Annotated in this window: 22 protein-coding genes and 1 riboswitch; of the genes, 2 read left to right on the top strand and 20 right to left on the bottom strand. The window is 31.5% G+C overall.

Features of this window, described 5'->3' with window-relative positions; all coding sequences use genetic code 11:
• Positions 1–20 precede the first annotated feature (20 nt).
• The 5 genes from AC1RPW_RS02345 to dapB all read right to left on the bottom strand — a co-directional run bounded on the left by AC1RPW_RS02345 (position 21) and on the right by dapB (position 5,476).
• A complete protein-coding gene (locus tag AC1RPW_RS02345; protein WP_481761335.1) occupies positions 21–509 on the bottom strand; it encodes a dihydrofolate reductase in 489 nt (162 codons plus the stop codon).
• A 23-nt stretch (positions 510–532) separates the two neighbouring features.
• Positions 533–1,480 (bottom strand): thymidylate synthase, encoded by a 948-nt coding sequence (locus AC1RPW_RS02340; protein ID WP_481761336.1) that lies wholly within the window; start codon positions 1,478–1,480, stop codon positions 533–535.
• Positions 1,481–1,487: 7 nt separating this feature from the next.
• On the bottom strand, positions 1,488–3,383 hold the full coding sequence (locus tag AC1RPW_RS02335) for an ABC-F family ATP-binding cassette domain-containing protein (protein WP_481761337.1): 1,896 nt from the start codon (positions 3,381–3,383) through the stop codon (positions 1,488–1,490).
• Between the two features lie 96 nt (positions 3,384–3,479).
• A complete protein-coding gene (locus AC1RPW_RS02330) occupies positions 3,480–4,694 on the bottom strand; it encodes a CCA tRNA nucleotidyltransferase (protein WP_481761338.1) in 1,215 nt (404 codons plus the stop codon).
• The gene (dapB, locus tag AC1RPW_RS02325) at positions 4,691–5,476 is read right to left on the bottom strand and encodes a 4-hydroxy-tetrahydrodipicolinate reductase (RefSeq protein ID WP_409022516.1); all 786 of its coding nucleotides are present in this window, start codon (positions 5,474–5,476) and stop codon (positions 4,691–4,693) included. Before dapB ends, AC1RPW_RS02330 begins: the two co-directional genes overlap by 4 nt.
• Before the next feature lie 173 nt (positions 5,477–5,649).
• Between dapB and AC1RPW_RS02320 the strand changes: the two genes are divergently transcribed.
• Both AC1RPW_RS02320 and AC1RPW_RS02315 read left to right on the top strand, forming a co-directional pair.
• The gene (locus AC1RPW_RS02320) at positions 5,650–6,510 is read left to right on the top strand and encodes a YitT family protein (RefSeq protein WP_481761410.1); all 861 of its coding nucleotides are present in this window, start codon (positions 5,650–5,652) and stop codon (positions 6,508–6,510) included.
• 91 nt (positions 6,511–6,601) lie between these two features.
• Complete coding sequence (locus AC1RPW_RS02315) at positions 6,602–7,432, top strand: site-specific integrase (RefSeq protein ID WP_481761339.1); 831 nt, start codon at positions 6,602–6,604, stop codon at positions 7,430–7,432.
• Between the two features lie 96 nt (positions 7,433–7,528).
• Here AC1RPW_RS02315 and AC1RPW_RS02310 read toward each other — a convergent pair whose 3' ends face one another.
• The 15 genes from AC1RPW_RS02310 to AC1RPW_RS02240 all read right to left on the bottom strand — a co-directional run bounded on the left by AC1RPW_RS02310 (position 7,529) and on the right by AC1RPW_RS02240 (position 20,701).
• A complete protein-coding gene (locus tag AC1RPW_RS02310; protein WP_481761340.1) occupies positions 7,529–8,134 on the bottom strand; it encodes a sugar O-acetyltransferase in 606 nt (201 codons plus the stop codon).
• Between the two features lie 134 nt (positions 8,135–8,268).
• A complete protein-coding gene (locus AC1RPW_RS02305) occupies positions 8,269–8,739 on the bottom strand; it encodes a GNAT family N-acetyltransferase (RefSeq protein ID WP_481761341.1) in 471 nt (156 codons plus the stop codon).
• Between the two features lie 82 nt (positions 8,740–8,821).
• Positions 8,822–10,081 (bottom strand): tetratricopeptide repeat protein, encoded by a 1,260-nt coding sequence (locus AC1RPW_RS02300; protein ID WP_481761342.1) that lies wholly within the window; start codon positions 10,079–10,081, stop codon positions 8,822–8,824.
• A gap of 154 nt (positions 10,082–10,235) precedes the next feature.
• A complete protein-coding gene (locus tag AC1RPW_RS02295) occupies positions 10,236–10,511 on the bottom strand; it encodes an HU family DNA-binding protein (RefSeq protein WP_409022511.1) in 276 nt (91 codons plus the stop codon).
• A 198-nt stretch (positions 10,512–10,709) separates the two neighbouring features.
• Positions 10,710–12,020 (bottom strand): ribosome biogenesis GTPase Der, encoded by a 1,311-nt coding sequence (gene der, locus AC1RPW_RS02290; protein WP_409022510.1) that lies wholly within the window; start codon positions 12,018–12,020, stop codon positions 10,710–10,712.
• Between the two features lie 91 nt (positions 12,021–12,111).
• A complete protein-coding gene (gene rpsA / locus AC1RPW_RS02285) occupies positions 12,112–13,356 on the bottom strand; it encodes a 30S ribosomal protein S1 (RefSeq protein WP_481761343.1) in 1,245 nt (414 codons plus the stop codon).
• A 98-nt stretch (positions 13,357–13,454) separates the two neighbouring features.
• The gene (gene cmk, locus AC1RPW_RS02280; RefSeq protein WP_481761344.1) at positions 13,455–14,120 is read right to left on the bottom strand and encodes a (d)CMP kinase; all 666 of its coding nucleotides are present in this window, start codon (positions 14,118–14,120) and stop codon (positions 13,455–13,457) included.
• A 54-nt stretch (positions 14,121–14,174) separates the two neighbouring features.
• Entirely contained in the window at positions 14,175–14,783 is a 609-nt protein-coding gene (locus tag AC1RPW_RS02275) for a LysM peptidoglycan-binding domain-containing protein (RefSeq protein WP_481761345.1), read from the bottom strand.
• Positions 14,784–14,840: 57 nt separating this feature from the next.
• Positions 14,841–16,292 (bottom strand): RecQ family ATP-dependent DNA helicase, encoded by a 1,452-nt coding sequence (locus AC1RPW_RS02270; RefSeq protein ID WP_481761346.1) that lies wholly within the window; start codon positions 16,290–16,292, stop codon positions 14,841–14,843.
• A complete protein-coding gene (locus tag AC1RPW_RS02265) occupies positions 16,279–17,313 on the bottom strand; it encodes a helix-turn-helix domain-containing protein (RefSeq protein WP_481761347.1) in 1,035 nt (344 codons plus the stop codon). The genes AC1RPW_RS02270 and AC1RPW_RS02265 overlap by 14 nt, the downstream gene beginning before the upstream one ends.
• A 65-nt stretch (positions 17,314–17,378) precedes the next feature.
• On the bottom strand, positions 17,379–17,963 hold the full coding sequence (locus AC1RPW_RS02260) for an ECF transporter S component (protein ID WP_409022504.1): 585 nt from the start codon (positions 17,961–17,963) through the stop codon (positions 17,379–17,381).
• 117 nt (positions 17,964–18,080) lie between these two features.
• Positions 18,081–18,205, bottom strand: a riboswitch (FMN riboswitch).
• A 51-nt stretch (positions 18,206–18,256) separates the two neighbouring features.
• Entirely contained in the window at positions 18,257–18,988 is a 732-nt protein-coding gene (locus AC1RPW_RS02255; RefSeq protein ID WP_409022503.1) for a pseudouridine synthase, read from the bottom strand.
• A gap of 1 nt (position 18,989) precedes the next feature.
• Complete coding sequence (gene scpB / locus AC1RPW_RS02250) at positions 18,990–19,571, bottom strand: SMC-Scp complex subunit ScpB (protein WP_481761348.1); 582 nt, start codon at positions 19,569–19,571, stop codon at positions 18,990–18,992.
• 25 nt (positions 19,572–19,596) lie between these two features.
• On the bottom strand, positions 19,597–20,349 hold the full coding sequence (locus tag AC1RPW_RS02245; protein WP_481761349.1) for a segregation and condensation protein A: 753 nt from the start codon (positions 20,347–20,349) through the stop codon (positions 19,597–19,599).
• On the bottom strand, positions 20,333–20,701 hold the full coding sequence (locus AC1RPW_RS02240; RefSeq protein ID WP_481761350.1) for an N-acetyltransferase: 369 nt from the start codon (positions 20,699–20,701) through the stop codon (positions 20,333–20,335). Before AC1RPW_RS02240 ends, AC1RPW_RS02245 begins: the two co-directional genes overlap by 17 nt.
• Positions 20,702–20,706 lie beyond the last annotated feature (5 nt).

Here is a 20,706-nt window from a genome sequence, read left to right as displayed (position 1 = left end):
GATATGTCTTCGCTTTTTAATTATTTTTTATCATAAATTCTAAATTCATGATCATATACATTTTTTTTGTCAATCATTCCCGGAATCGTTTCAATTAATTTCCAATGAGTATAATCAATAGGAATCATCATCACATCACCATCAAACGTAGCGTTAATTTTTGTTTGATACAATCTATTAACTTTTACATACATTTCAGAAAATAATGTTGCGCCACCAATAACAAAAATATCTTCAGAATATGTTTCTAATAAATCATTCAACTCTGGTATTGAATGAACAATCTTTAGAGTATCTGTTTCAACTAAATCGTTTTTACTTGAAAGAACAATATTAATTCGATTTGGTAATAGTCCCGGAAAACTTTCAAATGTATTTCTGCCCATAACAACGACCTTATTAAGCGTTGTTTTCTTAAAAAATTTTAAATCATTTGGTAAGTACCAAGGTAGCTTACCCTTATATCCAATATGATGTTCACTGTCTTCAGCCCAAATAAAATTAATCATTATTGACTCTCCTTAAGTAAATATTAAACTGCAACAGGCGCTTTAATAGGTGGTGCAGGATTATAGTCTTCTATTTTAATATCCGTCATATCGTATTCAAAAATACTATTTTTATCAGGATTTAACCATAATTTTGGCATGGGTTGCACTTCACGAGAAAGTTGTTCCTTCACTTGTTCTATATGATTATTGTAAATATGGGCATCGCCTAATGTGTGAATGAATTCACCAACTTCAAGTCCAACCTCTTTAGCAATTAGATGAGTTAATAACGCATAACTTGCAATATTAAATGGTACACCTAAAAAGACATCGCCACTTCTTTGATATAATTGACAACTTAATTTACCATCAGCCACATAAAATTGAAATAACGTATGGCAAGGTGGTAATGCCACATTTGGTACATCTTCTGGGTTCCAAGCGGACACAATTAATCTTCTAGAATCAGGTGTTTTTTTGATTGCTTCAATAACATCTTTAATTTGGTCAATCGTATCACCTTGTCTAGTTTTCCAATTACGCCACTGACTACCATAAACGTCACCTAATTCACCAAACTTTTTTGCAAATTCATCGTCTTCAATAATTTTATCGCAAAAAAGGTTTTTCTGTACTTCATATTCTTTTTTAAAATCAGTCTCTAAAAGTGATCGATGTCCAAAATCAGTCATATCTGGACCCATATACTGAGAACTTTCAATGTAATTTTTAAAAGCCCATTCGTCCCAAATATGATTCTTATGTTTCAATAAATATTGGATATTAGTATCACCTTTTAAGAACCACAGTAACTCACTCTTAATTAAACCAAATGGTACTTTTTTAGTTGTTAGTAGTGGGAATCCTTGACTTAAGTCAAACCTCATTTGATAGCCAAAAAGACTTTTAGTTCCCGTTTTTGTACGATCAGATTTATCATTTCCGTTCATTAAAATATCACGTTCAAGTTGCAAATATGTTTCTTCCATACGAAAATTACCCCTTTTCTGCATATTTACCTAAATAGTCCCAACGATTCATCTTTTCTTCAATTTCATCATCTAAATTATCAATTGACACTTGTAGTTCACTTAATGCTACAAAATCATTGCCATTGATATTCGACATATCACTTTCAGCTTTTTCTTTCTTAGCTTCTAAATTATCAATTGTCTGTTCAATTGTTTCAAATTCTTTTTGTTCAGCATAAGTTAATTTAACTTTTAATTTATCGTCAGAAATGGTGTCGTGTTCGATAATTTTTTCTTTTTTTGATATTGATACGGCATCATCCAGTGATTCTTTAGCAAGGTACGATGTAAATAATCCAGTATAACGATTAATTTTAGCATCGCCTTCAAAAATAAGTAATTGATCTGCAACTTTATCTAAAAAATATCTATCATGTGAGACAGTTATAACTGCGCCATTAAAAGATTCTAAATAGTCTTCAAGTACTGTTAATGTTCCAATATCTAAATCATTTGTAGGTTCATCTAGTAATAAGACATTTGGTTGTTGCATAAGTAATTTCAAGAGATAGAGTCTTCTTTTTTCACCACCGGATAGCTGTCTAATTAATGTCCCATGCATCGATCTTGGAAAAAGAAACTGCTCTAAAAGTTGTGTTGTACTTATTCGTTCGCCATGTTTATTTTCGATATTTTCACCAATTTCATTTAGATAGTTAATCATTCGTTTATCGCCAGGTATGGGTTCAGTTTGTTGCTGGTAATAACCTAATTTAACCGTTTCGCCCATTAGTAATTCGCCAGAGTTAAGTGGTAATTTTCCAGCAATTGCATTTAGTAAACTAGATTTACCAGCACCATTTTTACCGGTAATCCCGATTCTATCGCTCGCCTGAATCAACTCACTAAAATGATCAATAATTTTATGATTTTCTAAGACTAAACTAGCTTCTTTTAGCTCAATAACCTTTTTACCAAGCCGCTGTTGGCCTAGTCCAATTGAAACATCTTGATCAATTTGTAATGAATTCATATTTTCTTTTAAATCGTTAAAACGGTTAATTCGTGCTTGTTGTTTTGTTGATCTAGCTTTTGCTCCAGTACGCATCCAAGCTAGTTCCTTTTTATATAGCTGTTGTTCTTTATGCTCAGCGGTAACTTCCTGGGCAACTCTTTCAGCCTTTTGAGCAACGAAATCTTGATAGTTACCTTCATACGAGTGTAATTTACCAAATGATAGTTCTAAAATCTGGTTGGCAATTTGATCTAAAAAATACCGATCATGAGTAACAACAATTAAAGCTCCTTTGTACGTTTTAAGGTAACTTTCTAGCCATTCAATAGAACTAAAGTCCAAATGGTTTGTTGGTTCATCAAGAATTAATAAGTCAGGAGCTTGTATGAGTACTTGAGCCAAGCCAACTCTTTTTTTCTGTCCACCAGATAAGGTTGAGACTTTTTGTGTTAAATCCGTTATTTGTAATTGCGTTAGAATTGTTTTAACGTCATTATCGGCATTCCATGCATCTTCACGATTCATACGATCTTCCGCATCTGAGTAACGTTGCTGTAATTTTTCATCTTCAGGATGTTCACTATAGGCTGTTAAAACAGCTTCATAATGACGAATTGTTTCAAAAATAGGTGAAGCTCCTTCAAAAGCGGCTTCCATAATTGTCATATCATCATTTAATTCTGGTATTTGTTTTAAATAACTCATACGATAGTTATTTGGTTTAATTAAATCTCCTGAATCAGCTGGGTCAAGGTCTGTTAATGCATTTAATAACGTTGTTTTCCCTGAACCGTTAGTTCCAATCAATCCGATTCTATCTTTTTCATTAACAATAAAATTTAAATCATCAAATAATGTTTTTTCGCCGTATGTTTTCTTTAAATGTTCTACCCTCAGTGTTTGCATGTAATCACTCTCTTATCTAATTGATTCTCTTTTATAATTTGTATTACTAAGCATGTTTTGTAAAAAAAGAGATTAAATGATATTTAATCTCTTTTTTTACGCTAATTTTAACATTAGTTGCTTAGCCACTTTTAATAATTGAGTTGATTCGTTTGGGACTTCTTCTAGTAAAATACGATTTTCCAATATGGATAAAATTTGGCCTAATTTTTCACCTGGTTGAATACCAACATCTTTTATTAACTGTCGTCCATTAATTGCCATGTCTTTTTTAGACTTAATTGGAAGTGCAGTATAAGCAACTGTCAGCATTTCTGCATCTAAATTACTATTAAATATTGCTGCAACTTCATTTGCAATTAATAATAATTCTAATCCAGTTTCATACATCAGTTCTCGATTAACGGAATCATGAATAATACCGTTAAGTGCTTTGATAACTATTTGAACGTGTGTAATTAACTCATTTGAACTTTTCCATGAGATTAGAAAATGATTAATATTAGTTTCTGTTATCTTTAGAACATGAATAATTAACGACCAAGCAGCTACTTCTGATGTAAGTTTAATTGATTGCATTTTTGACATATCAGTTAGTTCCGATAAATAATTATTAAATTCGGGACAATATTTTACTAAATCTGATTCAACAAAATGTCGAAGTCCAATTTGAGGATTTTTTCCCAACAGTAATTTAATAAATTCAATATGAATCCGTTCAATAGCAATCTTTTTCAATAGTGGTGCATGTTTATTTAATGCTTTCTTCGTTTCCATTTCGATTGTGAAATCTAATTGGCTTGCAAATCTAATTGCCCTCATCATTCGTAAAGCATCTTCATTAAAACGTTCATCAGCAGTGCCAACAGCTCTAATGATGTGATTTTCTAAATCTTGTAGTCCGTTGAACAAATCAATAATCCGTCCATCATGTGTCATTGCTAAGGCATTGATTGTAAAATCACGACGTTTTAAATCTTCTTCTAAAGAGCGTACAAATTCAACATGATCTGGACGTCTAAAATCTTGATAAGTTGATTCTGTTCGAAATGTGGTGATTTCATAACCTTCTCCATGATCTAAAACCATAACAGTCCCATGTTGAATACCTGTATCTACCGTCTTATTAAAAATTTCCTTAATTTCCTCAGGGTATGCACTAGTGGCAATATCAATATCATGGATTGGTAATCCTAAGATAGTATCCCTAACACTTCCTCCGACAAAATATGCTTCAAAACCAGCATTTTCAATGGCTTTAATCACTGGTTCAGCATTAATGAAATCATCCGCAAGATTGGAAACTATCATAATATATTTTCCAATCCAACTAGTAATTCTTTATATTGTCCAATTTTTTCAGTAGCTAATGCAACACCAGACATGAATGAAATACGGTCAAATGAGTCCTGACGAATAGTTAATGCTTCACCCTCGCCACCAAATAAGACTTGTTCATGAGCAACATAGCCTGGTAAACGGACACTATGAATTCTCATGCCTTCAAAGGCTGCACCTCTCGCACCTGGTAATGTTTCTCTTTCATCAGGGTTGCCTTGAATTTTAGGTTTACGAACTTCAGCAATTAATTTTGCGGTATTTAAGGCTGTACCACTTGGAGCATCCAATTTATTATCATGATGCATTTCAATAATTTCAACGTCAGGTAAATACTTAGCAGCTTGTTGCGCAAATTGCATTAATAAAACAGCTGAAATACCAAAATTAGGAGCAATCAATCCACCTAATTTTTCTGTTTTACATAATTGTTTAAGTTCAGCTATATTATTTTCCGATAAACCCGTAGTCCCAATAACTGGTGACATATGTTTCGAAATAGCAAATTTAGTATTTTCGAAAACAACACTTGGGACAGTAAAATCAATCCAAACATCGGAAACTACGTTTATTTCATCTAGCTTATTGAATATTGGGACATTCTCTGTCTTATAGTCAGTAATTTCATTTATATTTTTTTCTGTAGCTGTAGTACTATAGACTCCAACTAATTCAAATAATGGATTTTCTAAGATCATATTTGTTGTAGTGGCACCCATTCGTCCTTTAAATCCAGCAACCAAAACTTTAATCATAGTAATCCTCCTCATCTTTAATTAATACAATCTAGTTTAACAGATTTATACTAGATTTAAAATGATAGTCAGCAGACATTCATCGATAATATGGTATGATATTTATATTGAATTTATTTCAGGGGGTAGAACTAATCTTAAAAAATGAACGAATTAAAATAATCGATTTAGTAATGATTGCGTTAGGTTGTTGTTTTTATGCATTTGGATTAGCAACCGTTAATATAACAAACCATCTTGCTGAAGGTGGTATAACCGGAGTTACTTTAATTTTACGTTATTGGTTTCATATTGATCCTGCGTATTCAACAATTGCAATTAATGTTCCATTAATCCTTATTGGTTACCGTTTTTTAGGTAAACGATCATTAGTCTATACTATATATGGAACAATAATGTTATCTCTTTTCTTATGGATTTGGCAACGTGTTCCGATTCAAATTAATGTAAATGATGATTTGTTTTTAGCAGGTATCCTTGCTGGTGCTTTTGGTGGCCTTGGGTCAGGCTTAGTATATCGTTTTGGTGGTACTACTGGTGGAACTGATGTAGTGGCTCGAATTTTTGAAAAAACACGTGGTATTCAAATGGGTAAGACAATTCTTGCCCTTGATATTGCTGTTTTGGTCATATCACTTAGCTACTTAGATTTAAGGCATATGATGTATACCCTACTAAGCTCATATGTTTTCTCAAAAATTGTTAACTTCACTCTTGAAGGTAGTTATTCTGGACTTGGCATCTTAATAATTAGTGACCAATATCAAATTATAACTAATGAAATTTGGGATAAATTAGGCAGAGGTGTTAGTTACATCAATGGTGAGGGATCTTATTCTCGCCAAAATAAAAAAATGATTTATGTTGTTATCAACCGTAATGAACTTCATCAGTTGAAGGAAATATTACAAAACCAGGATTCAAATGCTTTTGTTTCAATTAGTAGTGTTAATGAAGTACTGGGACAAGGGTTTAGTTTTAATCGACAAAAAAAGAATAAAATCACTAATATCACTAATATCTTTAATAAATGATTGGTCTTGCGCACTGCGATTTTTGCAGTGCGCTTTATTAGTGTGATATAGTTAAAGTAACTTATTGTTTATTACTAAAGGAGGCAATTAAATGAATTATCCCTATCAAAAAGCTTTTAATTTATCATTAGAATCCAACTCTTTGTCCCCATCAACAATTTTAGAATATAACTACGATATTCATGATTTTTTTAACTATCTTCTAAATTTTAATGATGCATTCTCTAATTCAATAATGGTTGAAACTATCTTAGAATCAGACGTTCGTCAATATTTAACTATGCTTCAAGATAAAAGAAATATTAAAAATTCAACATATACTAAGGTTTTATCGCATCTGAATGGTTATTTTAAATATTTATTTACCCATCAGATAAATACTCATATTCCAACATTAATGTTAAAAGGGAAAAAAAATATCGCAAATTCTGTTATAACCTTCAATTGGTTAATAGACTTCGACTCTTATCTTTTAAATTCAGAAATTAGCTACTATTCTCGACTTGTTTTATTAATGACACGGCATTTCTTTAAAATTTCAGAAATCTTACAACCTGGTTTTTTCGTTAGCTTTAAACAATTAACATTTACGGAAACAGAGGAATTATTTTTGAAGCAATTCAATACCTATATTAAACAACTACAAATTTTACAAAACTCCAACGATTGCTTTTTAAAACTGCGTAAAAATGTTGAAGCACCTTTATTATCTTTACCTGGTCTACATAAATTTTTAAAGAAAGATTTACAATTTATTGCGCCAAATGTTTCACCACGTCTGCTGTACCAGTCAGCTATTTGTTTTTCTATTCTCACTAACAATACGATGACAGATTCAGAAATTATGATGACGTTAAGAATTGATCCAAATTCACTTTTATACTACCGTCATTTAATTATTGAACAAAAATTAATCATATAAACCTTAAAAGAGCAACAAAAAGGAGCTAGAAAAATTCTAGCTCCTTTTTGTTGCCCAAATATTTTTAAATTATGCTACTTTTCGCCATAACTTTATCTAACCAATAGTCTTAATAATTCGTGCTGGATTACCTGCGATTAAAACATTATCAGGTACATCTTTTGTTACCACACTACCAGCACCAACGACGACATTATTTCCAATCGTGACACCAGGTAAAACAATCACTGATCCACCAAACCAACAATCATCACCAATTGTAATTGGTGCATCATATTGCCATCCTTCACGACGTAAATTTTTGTCCATAGAATGATGATTAGGTGTATATAACTGACAATTAGGCCCAATGAAACAGTGTTCTCCAATTGTTATTTGTCCTGCACTTAAAATCTGTAAATTAGAATTAATAAATGTGCCTGACCCTATTTTTAACATTTCCGGCCATTCTATAGTTGAAATTGGAAAATATATTTCAGCAGATTTTTCCATATTAGGTAAAAATTCTTTAAGCATTTTATCTGCATCATTCGTATCATGAGCCGCCAATTTATTTATTTTATAAATAGTTTGTGCACTTGTTTTAACAGTTTTTTGAGCCCATTCTTCTTTAGAATATTGGTACCAATCGCCATCTATAATTTTCTCAGTAATACTTTTTTTACTCAATCGTTCAATTTCTTTTTCGTTTAAATCTTTCATGTCCCTACCCCCGATATATAATTTTAGATAATTAATCGCCATTTAAACAACATTACCTATCTAAAATTATATCCTTAATAGCAATTAAAAAGCAAAAAATAATAATATCATTTATAAATATACCATCATAAATTCTATAATCTCTTTTCAAAAATTAAATTTTGGTCATTTTGTTCTATAAAGTGATAATTATTAGTCTTAGCTACTTTCAAACTTTTTATATTATTCAAATCTAGTATTATTTTTAATTTTTTTAACTTATATTCCTTTATAGCTAGTTTCTCAAGTTCTGTTAAGGCCTTTGACATTATTCCGCGTCCTACATACGACTTGTCTAACCAATAACCAACCTCAGCAGTTCCCATATGTAAATCTATTCCATGTAAATCAATCATGCCAACGATATTCTTATTAATTTTTATAGCGAAAATTAATTTAGTTTCATCCTTAAAAGAGTCTCTTAAAAAAATTATTTCATCATTAATCGATTTCATAGCATTAACCCATGGAAGCCACTCACTTAATTCAAGACGATTACGACTAATTAAATTAAATATTTCAGTACTATCTTCTAATTTTGGTATCACTATCTGATTTGTAATCATTTTACTTCCCCTTCTTTAAGCAAATCTTACAAATTGCTAACAAAAAACGCTTATACCAAAAGAATGATATAAACGTTTTATTTTAATAATTTATATCATTTTGAATATCAATAATTTCTTGATCATCAGGTACTAAAGCTAAGTAATGTTTAATTGCGTCCTTTAACTCCTCTTGTCGTCCGTTCTCTCTAAAAATAAATATAACAGATCTTAAAAAGTCAACTTGATTAGTAAAATAAGGGTATGCTTCTAAATAATTTTCTTCAGCTTTATCATAATCTTCAAGTCTTTCATATGAAATAGCTAAATTCCAAAATATTTGAGGATCTACATCTCCGTCGCTCTTGATATCTTCTAGTAATTTAATATCTTCATCATCACGTTCTTGCTTAACTAATAAATTACTTAATTGTAATAATATGCCAGTATTATCTGGATTAATATCAATTGCTTTATTTAAATACTTTTCAGCTTGCTTCTCATCGTCCAATTTTAAGGCAACAGTCGCTGCCTGTTCATACAATGTATCATTTACCTCGTCAACCGCTAACCCTTCTTGATAGACAAGTAAAGCATCATTCAATCTATTCTCATCTGAAAGTGCTTGACCAAGAATTGGATATAAGGATGTATACGAAGGATCTTCTTCCTTCAAATCATAAAGAATATCAATTGCTTTTTGTTGATCATTTAATTGTAGATAGGTTAAACCCATCTGTAACTTAGTATCAGAGTCCATATTTTCTAAATGAATTTGTTCTAAATATGCCATTGCTTTTTCAAACTGCCCACTGTTTGCGTAACTAACACCTAATCTTTGTACTAAGTTAACCTGTGACAGTTCAGTCTGTCCTGATTTAATTAATTCAAGATAAAATCCGATTGCCTGACTAAATTGTTTTGTATTAAAATATAGTTCGCCTAAAGCAAATTGGATAACTTCTTCTTCAGGAGCCAACTTATATGCAGTTAATAATTTATTTTCACTAACTTCAAACATACCTTGTGTCTGATATAAATCGGCAGCAACCATAAGAGACTGAAGATAAGCTTCTGAATCTTCTTCAATTTCTGACAAATAGTTAAGTGCTTCATCAGATTTTCCTTCACTAATTGCAATATCTGCCAGGAATGTTTTTAAAGTATCTTCTTCTGGATATTTTTCTAATAATCTTTCATAAGTACGTTTAGATTGAGCTAAAAAACCTAAGCTATATAACTCTTCTGCTAAACTAAATAATGTTGCATCATTGTCTTTTCTTAATGCTCTGGCAAATTCTTTCATTGCCTCATCAATTTGTCCTTCGTCCAAGTAGTCTAGCATAATTTCTGAATGCGTCATTAAATAACTTCCCTTCATTATTAAATTAATATGGTTTAGTTTAATCTATCATACACACAATAGCTAGTAATCTCGTACATAACTATTGTCTATAAAATAAATTATAGATTGAAAAAGCTAGTACAAAATGAATTGTACTAGCTTTTTCTAAGTATTATTTAACAGAATCCTTTAAAGCTTTACCTGGTTTAAATGCAGGTACTTTACTTGCAGGGATTTGAATTTCTTCACCAGTTTGTGGGTTACGACCTTTACGAGCAGCGCGTTCACGTACTTCAAAGTTACCGAAACCGATTAATTGAACTTTTTCACCTGTAGCTAATGTGCTTTGGATTGAACCAAATACAGCATCAACTGCGACAGTAGCATCTTTTTTTGTCAATCCTGTTTCTTTTGCAACATTTTCGATTAATTGTGCTTTGTTTGCCATAATGTTTCACCTCCCCTAAAATGTGTCCGAATATTTAAAAATATTCAGCCATTATTATTTAAAATAAATAATAATAATAGAACCAGAGATTACTCTACTAATTCTTTATTTAAGATACCATACAAAACGTATTACATCAAGGTATTTAACTACTTTAGCAGAAAAAAAGATGGCATGGTAGCGTTTTATCAATTTGAATTATTTTCTTCTTCTTTCAATAACATGAATTGGTGTTCCTTCAAAATCAAACGATGTTCTAATTTGATTTTCTAAGAAACGTTCATATGAAAAATGCATCAAATCAGTATCATTAACAAATACAACGAATGTAGGTGGTTGTATTGCTACTTGTGTTGCATAGTAAATTCTTAAACGTTTTCCATTATCAGTTGGCGTTGGATTATGGGCTACTGCATCCATAATGACATCATTTAATACTGAAGATGTAATACGACGACTATGATTTTCATTTACGCGTTTAATTAATTCGGGTATCTTAGATAATCGTTGCTGTGTAATTGCAGACACAAAAATAATAGGAGCATAACTAAGATATGCAAATTCTTGACGTATATTAGCCTCAAAATCAGATAATGAATGATTATCTTTTTCAAGAGTATCCCATTTATTTACGACGATAATGATACCACGTCCTGCTTCATGGGCATACCCTGCAACTCTCTTATCTTGTTCCCGAATACCTTCTTCAGCATTTAACACAACTAAAACAACATCTGAACGATCAATAGCACGCATGGCACGTAGTACAGAATACTTTTCAGTATTTTCATATACTTTTCCGCGTTTTCTAATACCAGCTGTATCAATCATTGAGAACATATCGCCCTCTTCAGTATCAAAAGCTGTATCAATTGCATCACGTGTAGTCCCTTCAATAGGTGAAACAATAACACGATTTTCACCCAGGATTGCATTCACCAATGAAGACTTACCCACGTTAGGACGACCAATCAAACTAAACTTAATTCGACTGTCATCTTCATCAGGAATATTTTCAGGGAATTTCTTTGTAATCTCATCCAATAAGTCACCAACCCCAAGGCCATGACTACCAGAAACTGGAAATGGTTCTCCAAATCCTAATGAATAGAAATCAAAAATATCTTGTCTAGACTCGGGATTATCAACTTTATTAACCGCTAAAATAACTGGCTTATCAGAACGATATAAAATTTTAGCCACTTTCTCATCAGCATCCGTTACGCCTTCTTTTACACTTACAAGAAAAACAATAACATCAGCTTCATCGATTGCGATTTGTGCTTGTTCAGTGATTTGCGTCAAAAAGGGTTCATCACCGATATCGATACCACCAGTATCAATCAAGCTAAATTTTTGCGCTAACCACTCACTATGAGCATAAATACGATCTCGTGTAACACCAGGAGTATCCTCAACAATTGAAATTCTTTCCCCGGCTATTCTATTAAAAACTGTGGACTTTCCAACATTAGGACGTCCAACAATTGCTACAACAGGATTTGCCATAGATAGTACCTCACTCTCTAAATATCTTTTGTAATAAATAATAAAAACGACTGAACTACAGTTCAGTCGTTACTTAAAAATAATATTTTAATTATTTGTTAGTATCTGCATCTTCTAATGCTTTACCTAAAATATCACCAAGTGTGAAACCAGTACTTTCTTCTGGCATACCACTCATTGTTGATTTAGGAGCTTTAGCTTTTGGTGCAGCTTTTTTAACTGTTTTTTTCTTTTCAGGTTTTTCTTCTGTTGCTGGTTTTTCTTCGAGAGCTTTAATTGATAAAGCTAAACGATGTTCTGCTGGATGTACTTCAAGTACTTTAACTTGAACAGCTTGGCCAGTTTTTAAAACTTCGCCTGGTGTAGCAATATGTGTGTAAGAAATTTGTGAAATATGAACTAATCCTTCAATTCCAGGCATAACTTCAACAAATGCACCAAATGTCGTTAAACGTTTAACAGTACCATCTAAGACGTCATCTACATGGATATCATTTTCAACATTATCCCATGGTTGAGGTAATGTTTGTTTGATTGATAATGAAATACGATTCTTATCTAAATCGATTGCCAATACTTTAACTTTAACTTCTTCACCAACTGATAAGACATCTTCTGCCTTAGAAATACGGTTGTAAGAAATTTCTGAAATATGAACAAGTCCATCAATACCACCAAGATCAACAAATGCACCGAAGTTAGTTAAACGGGCAACTGTTCCTGTTACAACTTCACCAACTGTTAAAGTTTTAAGAGTTTCTACTTTTTGAGCATCTCTTTGAGCTTTAACAATTGCTTTATGTGATAAGATTAATCTATTTTCAGTTGGGTCAATTTCAATAATTTTGAAATCTAATGTTTGATGGTTATATTTTGATAAATCTTCAACAAAACGATCATCAATCATTGAAGCGGGTACGAATCCACGCACACCAGCATCAGCAACTAATCCACCTTTAACAACTTGTGTTACTGTAGCTTCGATTGTAGCATCATCATCAGCTAATTTTTGTAAGTCATTCCAAACTTCACGTTCAGCAATTCTTCTTTGTGATAGTAAGTAACTACCACCTTCTTTATCGCCACCGATACTTGAAATAACAACTAAATCCATAACGTCACCAATTTTGACAACGTCTTCTGTTTCTTCACCAGCTTTAAGTGCTAGTTCTTTAGCTGGTACAACACCTTCAACACCGGCGCCTTCAATACCAACAATGACTTGTTTAGCATCATCGATAGCTAAAACTTCACCTTTTATAACAGAACCAACCTTAACTTCACTTACACTATTTAATGCTTCTAGTAAATCATTATTTTCTTCAATATTACTCATGGACAATGTCCTCCTTAGCGAATAAACTCTATTTATTATTTTAGCTGAAATGAAGAGTAATTACTAGTGCTAATACTCATTTTTCACATTTTATTTTATTATTTGTTAATTATATCCATAATTTTCTGTACGACCCCATCAATATTCATTGAAGTCGTATCTACAAGTATAGCATCTTTTGCCTGAATAAGCGGAGAAATTTCACGTGTAGAATCTTTTCGATCTCGTTCGGCAATTTCAAACTCTAAAACATCAAGTGTTGTATTAATACCCTTAATTTGATTTTCCTTAAATCGGCGAAGAGCACGTTCTTTAACACTCGCAACTAAGAATATTTTAACTTCAGCATTTGGTAATACTGTCGTTCCGATATCACGACCATCCATAACAATTGATCCATCTTCGGCAATTTCTTGTTGTCTTTTAACTAATTCCTTGCGTACACCTTCTTGAGCAGCAACCGTTGAAACATTATTAGTTACCTCAGGTTGCCTAATTGCTTGTGTTATGTCTATATTGTTTATATAGACTAATTGTTCTGGATTTGCTGGTTTAAAAGAAATTATTGTATCTTTTAATAGACTAACTAACTTATCATCATTATCCAGCGCAACATTCTTTGCCATTGCTTCAAAAGTAATTGCTCGATACATTGCCCCAGTGTCGCAATAAACATAATTTAATTTTTTAGCAACTAATTTAGCGACAGTGCTTTTTCCTGCGGATGCCGGTCCGTCAATTGCAATTTGGATATTATTTTTCATCAAGTAATTCCTCCATAAAAATGGGATTGATTAGATATCAATCCCATATGTATATTATTTAACTCTTATTTTTTGTCCTGCACTAATAGAAGTAGTCAACCCTGGATTCATTTGTAGAAGTTGTTCTGTAGTTAACCCATTGTTTGCTGCAACACGATATATGCCTTGTCCTGCTTCGACAGTTACATATGACTTTGAAGATGCACTTGATGAACTATCAGAGCTGGTTGATTCACTAGACGCTGAGCTAGAGCTTGAATTAGTGCTAGAACTAGCTTTCTCTTTTGATTCAGAGCTAGCTTTTTCTTTTGATGCTTTTTCTTTCGATTCAGAACTAGCTTTTTCTTTTGATTCAGAGCTTTTCTTAGCACTTGAGCTAGAACTATCAGAATCATCAGTTTTGGTAACTATTTTTTTACTTACTGAACTCTCGCTTGTGGTTCTATCTTCTGGTTGGTATACTTTGTTACTTTCAACAATATAAAAAGCAATCGTTCCAATAATAATAGCTACAAAAACAACTAATAACCCCGTAGTTAATAATGAACTATTTTTACTTTTACGTCTATTCGCTGATCGAGAATAATTTCCATTATCGTCTCTATCGTCTTCGAATGATTTTTCCCAAGGCTTTTTTTCTGAATTATCTTTTTTATCACTCATTTTTCAATCCTCCTAAAAACAATTATCATTATTTTACCATAATAATCCAAATTATTCTCAAGATAATTTAAACAATCTTGAAATAATATTATCTGTTGATTGAATTAACTGCTTGTCATCATTTTTGATTATCTTTTTTTCTAATCCAATCTTTTGAAGTACATCCACATTAAATAACGCTGAGCAACAGAATTCATCATGTTCTATTAATTTCGATTCTCCAAAATGGTTTAAAATTTGTTGCTTTCGACAATTACTTGAATTAACAAACATTATCATATTTTGTAATCCAGTTTCTTTTTCAATTTTCCTTTGTCTAAAAAGGAACTGCACCTCTTCAACTGAGCTTTGTTTCTCATAGTAATAATCTAACAGTTTACCTTTTTCTTCTCCAAGACCAACTAATTCCTTATGTTTTTTAAAATACATCCTAATAAAATCATCATCTGGAATGGTTAAATCAATTAAGTTTCTTTGTAGAAACACATCATTTTCTTGAGAAAAAACAATTGCGATACTCTGCTGGCCATCTCGTCCAGATCGGCCAAATTCTTGTACGTAGCTTTCAAAATCAGCGGGCATATGATAATGGATAACGTATCTAATATCTTTCTTATTAATACCCATACCAAAAGCGCTTGTTGCACATATAACATCTATTTGATTTTCCATAAATTGTCTTTGTACCGTATACCTTGCCATATCATTCAAGTCAGCATGGTACGGTTCAGACCTTAATCCAGTGTTATTATTTATTAAATCTGAGACCTCATTTGCCTTTTTCTTGCTCGAGAAATAAACGATTCCAACACCCTTGATTTTATTCAATAAATTTAATAATTGCTTATTTTTATCAGATTCATCATGCACTTTTAAGACACTTAAAAAAATATTACTTCTATTAACCGATTTAATGATTTTATGAAAATCTCGACCTTCTGTTTTTAATTGTGTCATAATATCATTCTGAATATTTAGTGCAGCTGTGGCTGTCAACGCCAAAACGCAAGGTGTACCAAGTTTCACAATTGCATTATTCAAATCCAAATAATCAGGCCTAAAATCTGGTCCCCAAGTGGAGATACAATGTGCCTCATCTACAACAAATAGTGATACATCTATTTGTTTAAGGGCATTTATCACTTCAAATTGACTTAGCATTTCAGGAGATAAATAAACAAATTTATAAGATTGTATATTTTTTAACACATATTTTTTTTCAGAATAACTCAATATTGATGTTAATCCAATAGCTGTCCCATTACCACGAAAATTAAATTGACTAACTTGATCTTGAATTAAAGATAACAACGGTGAAACGATAACTGTCGTACCATTCATAAGATAGCCAGCTAACTGATAACACAATGATTTCCCAGTCCCTGTAGGTAGTACTGATAACGTGTCTTGACCAGATAAGATAGTTTCTATGGTTTCTTCTTGGCCTATCATAAATGAATCGAATCCAAAGTATTCCATCAATTTTTCTTTTAAATTAATTTTGGACATCTATTTTACTCCTATAAATTTGATACAAACGATAATCGAAAAAATTTATATCAGGTTTCTTATTTTGTATTATTTTAAAAGGTACTTGATCAATATCTCTCCCCATAATTTCAGATAAATCATTAACTATTTTTTTTGTTAAAAAAGTATCAAATGGAAATTTTTCACTAATCATTGCTAATTCAAGTAAATGTTCAAAAATTGTACTAGTCTTCAATCCTCTACTTTTAGCCACATCATTAACAGATAGGCCCATAGTAATTAATCTCATCGTTTCCTTTGCACTTTCAGAAATAATTCCTGTTTTTAGAATTGACTGAACTAATTCTTTGAACACACTTTGTTTTTGCTCCTCAATCCAACTAGCAAAAAAATTTATTGTATCTCTGTATATTAATTGAATCTCCATTTCTGATAGATTCAACTCATTTGCTAACTGTTTATTGGTCAATCCATTAAGATTATGACCAATTAATTTGTTCATAAATATTAAACTAGAATTTGTATCAATTTTTTGCACGAACAATCGTAATTCTAAATTAACTTGTTTTGTTAGTATTGTTTTGTCATTATTAGAAATCCATTTTTTGATATTAAATTTAGTTAATTCGGATGTTACGACAGGATAATAATGACGATTAACAAAGCTAAGTTCAGATACAACTTGTATAGCTAAAATACAAGTTTCTGACCATTCATTAAATTTATATTGATTTATTAATTTAGGGTGCTTAATTTGATATAAATCGCTTTTCGCTTTTTTTTGTCGAATTAAACCATTTTGCGTTAACCGAACTTGCCCATTAGATTCAGTGAGTAATTTATTTTGTTTCAACTTAGAAAGTATTTTTTGATATATTTCATTTGTAAATTGAGGATCAATACTAAAATAATCTAGCAAATCATAACGCATTCCCCAATATATATTGGAAACAGTATTCCGACCTGTAATAATGCTAAATATTACATTAGGTCGCCGATATTCGACATTAAACATTTGTAAGAGATAATCTTCAACCATAAAATACCATCCTTATAAAATAAAATGAGGAAGAATCACTTAAGAATTCTCCCTCATTAATTATACTATAGTTGTTTATATTTTTTATTATTTAACTGAACCCAACCATACATTCTCTGATATAAAAGACTAAATAACCCAACGACCAGAATTCCTTTTATAATATTAAAAGGAACAATACCAACAATAACGTACTTGGATACTGACATTCCGATATTCATACCGATAACATTCAAGTACACTGGTAGAATTACAAAATAATTTGCAATAGATAATACAGCAGTTAGTACAAAGGTACTCACTAAAACTGCCAAAATACTCTTTCCAAGTGTTGGCTTAAGGTTTCCTTTACCTTTGAGAAGATAATATGCTGGAAATGATACCGCCATTGATGCTAAGAAATTACTTCCAACACCTATCAAGCTGGCAATATCTGTTCCAGTTGAAACTAGATACAGCAATGAACGAACGACGGCAACCATCACACCGCTCATTGGTCCCAAAATAAAAAATCCAATTAAAATTGGTAAATCACTAAAATCAATTTTTAAATACGGAAAAATTACTGGGAAAGATAAAAACATTAATACGTATGAGATTGCAGCTAAGAACGCTGTAATCACAACTTTATAAACTGGTGACCGATTCATACTAGAAAACCTCCTGGAAGGCCATCTTCAATGAAGAACCTTTCAAGTAAATAAAAATGAACGCCATTAATCACTAAAGATTAACAGAGTTCATTTGAAATTACTTACTCAAATAAGCCCTATCTTCTTTATCCAGACTTTAACTGTCGGTACTGGAATTACACCAGTCCAGCCACATATACAATGTGGGTCGCGGACTATAACCGCCGGTCGGGAATTACACCCTGCCCCTGAAGACGAACCAAATATTTTATTACGCTACAAAATATAACATAGGATAAAATAAGTTACAATTATTTACGCTCGGCGATACTTTTCAATGCATGAACTTCTTCTTCAGATAACTCACGGTATTGACTCGAAGTTAATCCATATAAATCTAAGAATCCATAAGTTTCACGTTTTAATTTTTCCACTGGATGTCCGACCTCTGCCAACATATTTTTAACTTGATGATTTCGGCCTTCATGAATTGTTAATGAAACAATTGCTTTTTGCTTATTTTTATCTGCTGAAATAATTTTTGAATGAGCAGGAGCCGTTTTCTTACCATCAATTACAATTCCTTGACGTAACGTTTTTAAATCATCATTAGATGGAATACCATTCACTTTAGCGACGTAAGTTTTGTCAATCTTATACTTTGGATGAGTCATTTTGTTGGCTAACTCACCATCATTTGTCATTAATAATAATCCAGAAGTATCATAATCTAATCGACCGACTGGATAAATTCTTTCCCTTACACCTGGAAAATAATCCGTAACAACCTTACGATCTTTATTATCCTTAACAGCCGAAATAACTCCTCTTGGTTTGTAGAATAAATAATAGACTAATGGTTCTTCATTTAAACGAATACCATCAACTTCAATTTTATCTTCACTTGTGACCTTAATACCCAACTCACTTGCAACCTTACCATTCACCTTAACATGACCTTCTGAAATCATTTTTTCGGATTGTCTTCGTGACGCAACACCTGATTGCGCCATAACTTTTTGTAATCTTTCTGCCTCTGCCATATTATTCCTCATTTTCTTGTAATTTTTCGTTAAAATTATTTAAAAAAAGTTTACCTATTTCTCCATCAAAATCTTGATTTTCACTAATCACTGGAAGTTCTTTTAGTTCAGTTAATCCAAAATAATTTAAAAATTGCGTCGTTGTTACATATATAATAGGTCTTCCTGGTACATCAAGACGTCCATTTTCACGAATTAGATCTAAAGCAATCAATTTTTGCAGTGATCCTGAACTTTGAACTCCTCGGATATCATCAATTACAAGTCGTGTCACTGGTTGTTTATAAGCAATGATAGCTAGCGTTTCCAGTGCTGCATTAGAAAGTCTTCTTGAATTAGGATTTTCAAAATAATCTTTAATTAAATCTGCTAATTTCTCTTTTGTTACTAATTGATAACAATCATTATATTGAATTAGCTCCAAGCTAGAATTTATATCATTTTTATACTTTAATGATAATTTTTCAAGTTGTTCTTTAACTGCTGATTTCAATAATCCAGTTAATCTAGATAATTCTGCTAGAGATATTCCTTGATCCCCACTCACAAATAAAAGTCCTTCAATATTTGCTAAATGACTCACCTTCGTACCTCCTTAATACAATAATCTATGGTTCAATTTTTAAAATCTGAATCATTTCATGGCTATTTGCTTGTTTCAATTTAATTTGGTTTAATTTTGAAAGTTCTAATATTGCCAGAAAAGTAACAACAATTTCATCAACCGTTGTTGTTATTTCAAAAAAATCACTAAATATTAAACTCTTATTTGAATTTAGAATGATTTTTTTTATTTCTGATATTTTATCAGAGAGTGATGCTAGTTGCACATTAATTTTTTTCTCAATTGGTTGATGATTTATTTGCTTTATTAAAACTCTTTTAAAAGCATTCTCAAGTGTTTCTAAATCCAGGCCAGGTATATCAAGTTGAGGTTTATCAAATCTATTTTTAGGAATACTACTTTGTTCCTTAGAAAAATAATTCGCACGTTTATTTTCCCTGACGCTCAACTCTCCAGCCGCCTCTTTAAAAATTTGATATTCAATTAATTGTTCGACTAGACTTGCCCTTGGATCAGTTTGAGTTTCCTCTACATTGGAAAATTCTGCCGGTAATAACATTTGACTCTTAATTTTCATCAACGTTGAAGCCATCACTAAATATTGACCAATCACATCTAATGACATATTCGTAGTATCTTTAATAATAGTTAAATATTGCTCTGTTATTTCTGAAATTTGAATATCATAAATATCCATCTCAGAATCTTTGATTAAATGCAGTAACAAATCAAGTGGTCCTTCAAAAGAGGTTAATTTTAATGTTACCTGACTAATAGATTTAAATTTTTGACTCATTTTTTTGCATTTCCCATTTTTCAATTAATTTTGTAGTATCAATTGTACCCATGATTTTTTTATCAGGATATAGCGATAATACAGCGTTCAGAATCAAAAAACTAACTTTTTTATGTCTTTCATCTGGACTCAATGATATTGCCCGAACTACGACAACGTTGCCATCATTTTCAATACCAACTATACCAGTAAAATTACCTGCCTCATTTTTCCAAAGATACAAATCTCGATTTTCTGTATCTTGATAACCTTTAATTGCTAAATTAATTCTAGTAACATCCTTCAAGTCAGGTATAAATGACAACAAGCCCATCGCAATTTTTTCATAATCATTCTTATACTTAATAAGCATTATTG

The organism is Dellaglioa sp. CoH-55-MRSF-8 (assembly GCF_056782195.1).
The sequence above is the reverse complement of the archived record's forward strand: the minus strand, read 5'-3'. Positions and strand labels throughout refer to the sequence as shown.